The following is a 6,778-nucleotide window of genomic DNA, read 5'->3' on the forward strand; positions in this document are numbered from 1 at the left end:
CGCATGCGCATCATCAGCCTGAACGCCAACGGTATCCGCTCGGCCGCGACCAAGGGCGTGTTCGAGTGGTTGCGGAAGCAGAAGGCCGACGTGGTCTGCCTGCAGGAAACCAAGGCGCAGGAAGACCAGCTCGCCGATCCGATGTTCCGCCCCGACGGCCACCACTGCTTCTACCGTGACGCCAGCAGCAAGAAAGGCTATTCGGGCGTGGCGATCTACACGAAGCGCGAGCCCGACGAGGTACGCACCGCGCTGGGCTGGAACCCGTTCGACGAGGAAGGCCGCTACGTGGAGGCGCGCTTCGGCAAGCTCAGCGTCGTCTCGCTGTACGTGCCGTCCGGCTCCTCCGGCGAGGAGCGCCAGCAGTTCAAGTTCAAGGCGATGGACTGGCTGGCGCCGATCCTCGACGAGTGGCTGAAGAGCGACCGCGACTACGTGCTGTGCGGCGACTGGAACATCGTGCGCAGCGAGAAGGACATCAGGAACTGGAAGTCCAACCAGAAGAACTCCGGCTGCCTGCCGCAGGAGCGCGCCTGGCTCAACGGCCTGGTCGAGCGCGGCTGGGTGGACAGCTACCGCACGCTGCATCCAGAGGGCGAGGACTACACCTGGTGGTCGAACCGCGGCCGCGCCCGCGAGAACGACGTGGGTTGGCGCATCGACTACCAGTTCGTCACGCCTGCGCTGGCCAGGCGCCTGAAGCGTTGCGCGATCTACCGCGACGAGCGCTTCTCCGACCACGCGCCGTATACCGTCGACTATGCCGACTGAGGGCGCGGCCAGCGTACCGGGGCGCAACTGGCGCGTATTCAGCGTCGGTCTGCTGGGCTTTTCCTCCGGCCTGCCGCTGGCGCTTTCCAACCCGACGCTGCAGGCGTGGTTCACCACCGCCGGCCTGAGCCTGAGGACGATCGGCTGGGTCACCCTGATCGGCCAGGCCTACGTGTTCAAGTTCCTGTGGGCGCCGTTGCTGGACCGCCTGCCGCTGCCGTTCCTCGGCCGCCGCCGCGGCTGGATCATGCTGATGCAGCTGCTCTGCGGCGCGGCGCTGATCAGCATGAGTTTCTACACGCCGCAGGGCGCGGCAAGCACGATCGCGTTCTTCGGCGTGCTGCTGGCGTTTGCCTCCGCCACCCAGGACATCGCGTTCGATGCGCACCGCACGGACCTGTTGCGTCCGGAGGAGCGCGGCTGGGGCACCGCATTGACGCAAGGCGGCTACCGCACCGCGATGCTGGTGTCCGGCGCCCTCGCGCTGATTCTTGCCGATCACGTGGGTTGGGCCTGGACCTACCGCCTGATGGGTGCGCTGATGCTGGTGGCGATCCTGGTCACCATCGCTTCGCCCGACGCGCCGGACGAGCGCCCGGCGCGCAGCTTTGCCGAGGCAGTGGTGCAGCCGTTCGCCGATTTCTTCCAGCGCTACGGCGCGCTGGCGCTGGCGTGGCTGGCGCTGATGGTGCTGTACAAGCTGTGCGACGCGTTCGCGCTGTCGCTGTCGACCACCTTCCTGTTGCGCGTGCCGCAGTTCTCGCTGACCCAGCTCGGCGCGATCAACAAGACCTTCGGCCTCGCCGCCGGCCTGTGCGGCGCGCTCGCGGGCGGCTGGGTAGTGACGCGGATGCGTCTGTTCCCCGCGCTGCTGGTGCTGGGCGTGCTGCAGGCGCTGGTGAATCTGGGCTACATCTGGCTGGTGCACAGCGGCCCCGACTTGCTGGCGCTGGCGATCGTGGTGGGCGCGGAGAACTTTTTCAGCGGCCTGGGCAGCACCGCTTTCGTGGTGCTGGTGACGGCGTTGTGCAACGTGCGCTACTCGGCCACGCAATATGCGCTGCTGTCCTCGCTGTCGGCGGTGGGGCGGGTGTTCCTGGGGCCGCTGGCGGCGTGGCTGGTTCCGCAGGTGGGTTGGTCCAATTTCTTCACGATCACCGCGCTGTCGGCGTTGCCCGGCCTGCTGCTGGTCCTCGCGCTGCGCCGCGCGATCGACCGCGCCGAGCTGGCGCGCCCGCACTGAGTACGGGTTCACGTCGCAGATGCGGCGCAGGCCACGGATCGGCGGCGCGCCGCTTGCCGGCCGCCGCCATGCTGGCATCATCGGCGACGCAGGGGGCGCCGCGTGCAAGGAGCCGACGAATGCCCGATCTCGTGATACGCCATGTCGACCATCTGCTGGCCGAACGCATCCAGGCGTTCGCCAAGAACCGCCAGTGGAGCCTCAACGAGGTGCTGCTGCACGCATTGCGGCGTGGCCTTGGCGTGGCCGAAAGCGGCCAGCAGGCCGAGGCCCTGGTCGACGCCGACGAACTCGCCATGCCTGCCGGCTCGTGGAACGCGACCGAGCAGGCGGTGTTCCGGGAAACCGTGCAGGCGTTGTCGAGTGCGCGCGGCGACCAGCTGGTGCCGGTCGCGCGCGAGACTGCCCTGTTCGAGTGAGCCGGCTCAGCGCGGCGCGGGATGGATGGCGCCGAGCAGGCGCGGCCCCCGCGCACCGGTGACTGCGGGCAGGTTGCCGGGCAGGCCGAGCAGGCGCTGCCGGGCCAGCCAGGCGAACGCGCTGGCCTCGAGGAAATCCGGATCGATGCCGAACGCCGCCGTGCTCGACACGGTGCGTGGCGCCAGCCGTTCGCCGAGCCGGCGCATCAACGCGCGGTTGTGTACGCCGCCACCGCAGGCCAGCACGTCTCCCGCTGCCGGCGCATGGCGTTCGATCGCTTCGGCCACGCTGCGCACGGTGAACTCCAGCAGCGTGGCCTGCACGTCGGCCGGTGCCAGTGCGCCCACGCGCGGATGTGCGGCGAGCCAGTCGAGATGGAAGTATTCGCGACCGGTGCTCTTGGGCGGCGCCAGCGCGAAATAGGGATCGGCCAGCAGCGCCTCGAGCAGCGCGTCGTCGATCTTGCCGCTGGCGGCGAACGCGCCGTCGCGGTCGAACGCCTCGCCGCGGTGGCGCAGGTGCCAGGCGTCGAGCAACCCGTTCGCCGGGCCGGTATCGAAGCCGATCACGCTGCCGTCGGCGCCCAGCACGGTGATGTTCGCGATGCCGCCGAGGTTGAGCACCACACGGGCATGGCCGGGATGCGCCAGCAACATCGCATGCACGGCCGGCAGCAGCGGTGCGCCCTGGCCGCCGGCGGCCAGGTCGGCACGGCGGAAGTCCGCTACCACGTCGATGCCGCAGCGTTCGGCGATCGTCGTCGGGTCGCCCAACTGCAGGGTGAATGGGAATTCGCCGAAGGGGCGATGGCGCACCGTCTGGCCATGCGAGCCGATTGCGCGCACCGCGGCGGCCGGCGTGCCGCTCTCGCGCAGCAGCGCCAGCGCGGCATCGGCGAAACCGTGGCCCAGCGCCACGTCCAGCTGTCCGAAGGCATCGAGATCGAGGGCCGTTTCACCCTGCGCCACCGCTAGGATCCGTGCGCGCAGCGCGTCGGGCCACGGGTGTGTGCGTGCGGCCAGCAGGCGTGGCCGGTCGTGTTCGAACGACACCAGCGCAGCGTCGATGCCGTCGGCGCTGGTGCCGGAGATCAGGCCGAGGTAGAGCGACGCGGCATCACTCACGTGGGCGCGGCGCTCAGTTGTCGGTGTTCGGGGTGTTGTTCCGGGCCAGCTGGATGCGCTGGTCGATCCGTTCCAGTCGCGCCAGCTCGGGCTTGACCACGGTGGCCTTGAACTTCGCCAGCTGGGCCGCGGGCAGCGGCTCGGGCTTGGGCAGCGTCACCGTCTGCGGGTTGCGCTGTACGCCGTCCACGCGGAATTCGTAGTGCAGGTGCGGACCGGTGGCGAGGCCGGTCATGCCCACGTAACCGATGATCTGGCCCTGCTTCACGTGCGAACCGACGTGTTCGCCGGGAGCGAAGCGCGACATGTGGCCGTAGGCGGTGCTGATGTCCTTGTTGTGCTGGATCAGCACGAAGTTGCCGTAGCCGTTTTCCCAGCCGCGGTACTTGATCACGCCGTCGCCGGCAGCGTGGATCGGCGTGCCTGTCGGTGCGGCGTAGTCCACACCCTTGTGCGCGCGCATGCGGCCGAGTATCGGATGCATGCGTGCCGCGCTGAACGGCGAGGAGATGCGGGTGAAATCCACCGGGATGCGCAGGAAGGCCTTCTGGATCGGACGGCCGTCCTCGCTGAACCAGCCGTAGCTGCCGTCGGCCTTCCTGAAGCGGTAGGCGGTGTAGCGCTTGCCCTGGTTCACGAACTCCGCGGCCACGATGTCGCCTTCGCCGTAGCGCACGCCATCGCGGTAGATGTCGTCATAGATCACGGTGAAGCTGTCGCCTTCGCGCAGGTCCTGCACGAAGTCGACGTCGTACTTGAACAGGTCGGCCAGCTTGCCCACCATCGCCGCGCTGAGGCCGGCCTGGTCGCCGGCGGCATACAGGCTGCTGCGGATCACGCCGTGAGCCACTTCCTCTCGCACGTCCATGTCGCGCGGCTGCAGGGTGAGCGCGGGTTGCGGGCCGTCGAGACGCACGATGGCGCGGTTGGCCTGGTCCTTGTCGAAACGGAAGCCGCGCAGGCTGCCGCCGGGGCCGAGCAGGAAGTCGAATTCCTCGCCGGGGCGGATGTTGTGCAATGCGGACTTCGCGTTGCCCGCCGCGTCCATCACTTTCTGCAGGTCGGTGAGGCTCAGGCCGCGACCGCTGAAGATGTCGGACAGCGTCTGGCCCGGTTGCACGCGCACTACCTGCCAGTCGTCCACCGTGGATGCCGTCTGGCGGACGGGGTCCGGCTTCGGCAGGGCCAGTGGCAGCAGGGTGTGCGCCTCGACCGTCGGCGCCGGTTTCATCGCGGTGGCCCAAGCCGGCATGAGGAAGCCGGAGAGCAGGGTCGCCATCAGCGCGGTGCCGGCCAGCACCCAGCGTTCGCGGTGCCAGTGGATCGGCGTGGTGGATTCCGAACGGTCGAACGACCAGTGCGCGCAGCGCTCGTAGAAGCTGACGTGCCGACGCTGCGCCTTGCGGCAGATGGCCTGCTTGCGTGCGTGGCGCGCCCCCCGATTTTCCTCACCCATGCTGCGCGAGCCTCGTCGTACAAAGTAACAAACCCGCGTACCATAGTCGTCGCGTGACAAGTGCGTCAATGCCTTTCCCATCAAGGGTTTGCGCTGGGTTTTCGGTTAACGCACAATTAACGCCGAAACGTGATTGCCATCCCGCGAATGGCTGTCATGGCAACCACAACCCCGAGGGATGCATGAACGAACCCGAGCAGGCGCTGGCCGCGATCGCGCGCGGCGCCGACGAAATCATCAAGCGCGAGGACTTGCTGGAGCGGCTGAAGAGCGGCCGCCCGCTGCGCATCAAGGCCGGCTTCGATCCCACCGCCCCGGACCTGCACCTCGGCCATACCGTGCTGCTCAACAAGATGCGCCAGTTCCAGGATCTGGGGCACCAGGTGATCTTCCTGATCGGCGACTTCACCGGCATGATCGGCGATCCCACCGGCAAGAACGCCACGCGCAAGCCGCTCACCCGCGAGGACGTGCTGAAGAACGCCGAGACCTACGCCGCGCAGGTCTACAAGGTGCTCGACCGCGAGCGCACGGAGGTGCGCTTCAATTCCGAGTGGTTCGGCAAGATGGGCGCGGCCGACATGATCAAGCTCGCCGCCCAGCACACCGTGGCGCGCATGCTGGAGCGCGACGATTTCGCCAAGCGCTATGCCGCGCAGCAATCGATCGCCATCCACGAATTCCTCTATCCGCTGGTGCAGGGGTACGACTCGGTCGCGCTCGAGGCCGATGTCGAGCTCGGCGGCACTGACCAGAAGTTCAACCTGCTGATGGGCCGCGGCCTGCAGGAACACTTCGGGCAGAAGCCGCAGATCGTGCTCACCATGCCGCTGCTCGAGGGCCTTGATGGCGTCAACAAGATGTCCAAGTCGCTGGGCAACTACATCGGCATCGACGAACCCGCGATCGACATCGTCACCAAGACGATGAAGATCGACGACGCACTGATGTGGCGCTGGTTCGAGCTGCTCAGCTTCGACGTGTCGCTGGACGAACTGGCGCGCATGAAGCGGGAAGTGGAAAGCGGCGCGCTGAATCCGCGCGACGCCAAGTTGCGCCTCGCGCGCGAACTGGCCGCACGCTTCCACGACACGGCTGCCGCCGAGCAGGCCATCGCCGGCTGGCATGCGGTGGTGCGCGGCGAGGGCGACACGTCGCTGCTCCCGCTCAGCGAGGTCGCTGCGCCCGCCGAGGGTCTGCGCCTGCCTGCGCTGCTCACGGCGGCGGGGCTCACCGCGAGCAACTCCGAAGCGAACCGCAAGCTCAAGGAGCGTGCGGTGCGCATCGACGCGGAGGTGGTGGAGGACGCGCAGCGCGTGTTCACCGCCGGCTTCGAGGGCGTGCTGCAGGTGGGCAAGCGCAACTTCGCCAGGGTGCGGCTGGTCGGCAGCTGAGCACCCGTGGTTTCGAGAAAAATGTTTTGCGCAAGATCAGAGGCTTGCGCGAAAGAGTGAAAATTTTTCGAAGAATCCGCTTGCCAAGGTTCGGGTGCCTCCCTAGTATTCGCCGCCCTGCTGCTGCATCGGCACGGCATTCACCGGCTCGTTGAAACAAATCTTCATCGAGACTGTTGACGGCCTGAAAGAACGATGTAGAATGGGCGGCTCACCCGGGACGAAAGGTCACGGGGCGAATCTGGAAGGGTTCGTGGCGAGATTGATCTTTGACAGTGTGCACAGGTGAATTGTGTGGACGCCTTGCGCTGGCGGGTTGTTGACCTGTCCAAGCAATGCAAAGCGTCCCACCCAAAGAAAGTCAGTAATG

6 protein-coding genes are annotated in these 6,778 nt (G+C 67.5%); 4 read left to right on the forward strand and 2 right to left on the reverse strand.

Going from position 1 to position 6,778, the window contains the following annotated elements:
- Positions 1-3: 3 nt before the first annotated feature.
- From ACQGNW_RS04990 to ACQGNW_RS05000, 3 genes are all read left to right on the forward strand, one after another.
- Positions 4-771, forward strand: a complete 768-nt coding sequence (locus ACQGNW_RS04990; protein WP_426662014.1) for an exodeoxyribonuclease III — start codon at positions 4-6, stop codon at positions 769-771.
- Positions 761-2,014, forward strand: coding sequence for an AmpG family muropeptide MFS transporter (locus ACQGNW_RS04995; RefSeq protein ID WP_426662015.1), 1,254 nt, complete (start codon positions 761-763; stop codon positions 2,012-2,014). The genes ACQGNW_RS04990 and ACQGNW_RS04995 overlap by 11 nt, the downstream gene beginning before the upstream one ends.
- A gap of 119 nt (positions 2,015-2,133) precedes the next feature.
- The gene (locus tag ACQGNW_RS05000) at positions 2,134-2,433 is read left to right on the forward strand and encodes a hypothetical protein (RefSeq protein ID WP_426662016.1); all 300 of its coding nucleotides are present in this window, start codon (positions 2,134-2,136) and stop codon (positions 2,431-2,433) included.
- Positions 2,434-2,439: 6 nt separating this feature from the next.
- Here ACQGNW_RS05000 and ACQGNW_RS05005 read toward each other — a convergent pair whose 3' ends face one another.
- Positions 2,440-3,558: an anhydro-N-acetylmuramic acid kinase gene (locus ACQGNW_RS05005; RefSeq protein WP_426662017.1), complete on the reverse strand. Its 1,119-nt coding sequence runs from the start codon at positions 3,556-3,558 to the stop codon at positions 2,440-2,442.
- A 13-nt stretch (positions 3,559-3,571) separates the two neighbouring features.
- On the reverse strand, positions 3,572-5,014 hold the full coding sequence (locus tag ACQGNW_RS05010) for an OapA family protein (RefSeq protein ID WP_426662018.1): 1,443 nt from the start codon (positions 5,012-5,014) through the stop codon (positions 3,572-3,574).
- 182 nt (positions 5,015-5,196) lie between these two features.
- On the opposite strand from ACQGNW_RS05010, the gene tyrS reads away from it, so the two are divergent.
- Complete coding sequence (gene tyrS, locus ACQGNW_RS05015) at positions 5,197-6,408, forward strand: tyrosine--tRNA ligase (protein ID WP_426662019.1); 1,212 nt, start codon at positions 5,197-5,199, stop codon at positions 6,406-6,408.
- The last annotated feature ends 370 nt before the right edge of the window (positions 6,409-6,778 follow it).

It is taken from the genome of Rhodanobacter aciditrophus (assembly GCF_050026795.1).
In the GTDB taxonomy this organism is placed as follows: Bacteria; Pseudomonadota; Gammaproteobacteria; order Xanthomonadales; family Rhodanobacteraceae; genus Rhodanobacter_A.

Bases quoted from the DNA above. Each gene is read 5' to 3' on its own strand.
- ACQGNW_RS05010 (WP_426662018.1), bottom strand. From the start codon at position 5,014: ATGGGTGAGGAAAATCGGGGGGCGCGCCACGCACGCAAGCAGGCCATC.
- tyrS (WP_426662019.1), top strand. From the start codon at position 5,197: ATGAACGAACCCGAGCAGGCGCTGGCCGCGATCGCGCGCGGCGCCGAC.
- ACQGNW_RS04990 (WP_426662014.1), top strand. From the start codon at position 4: ATGCGCATCATCAGCCTGAACGCCAACGGTATCCGCTCGGCCGCGACC.
- ACQGNW_RS04995 (WP_426662015.1), top strand. From the start codon at position 761: ATGCCGACTGAGGGCGCGGCCAGCGTACCGGGGCGCAACTGGCGCGTA.
- ACQGNW_RS05000 (WP_426662016.1), top strand. From the start codon at position 2,134: ATGCCCGATCTCGTGATACGCCATGTCGACCATCTGCTGGCCGAACGC.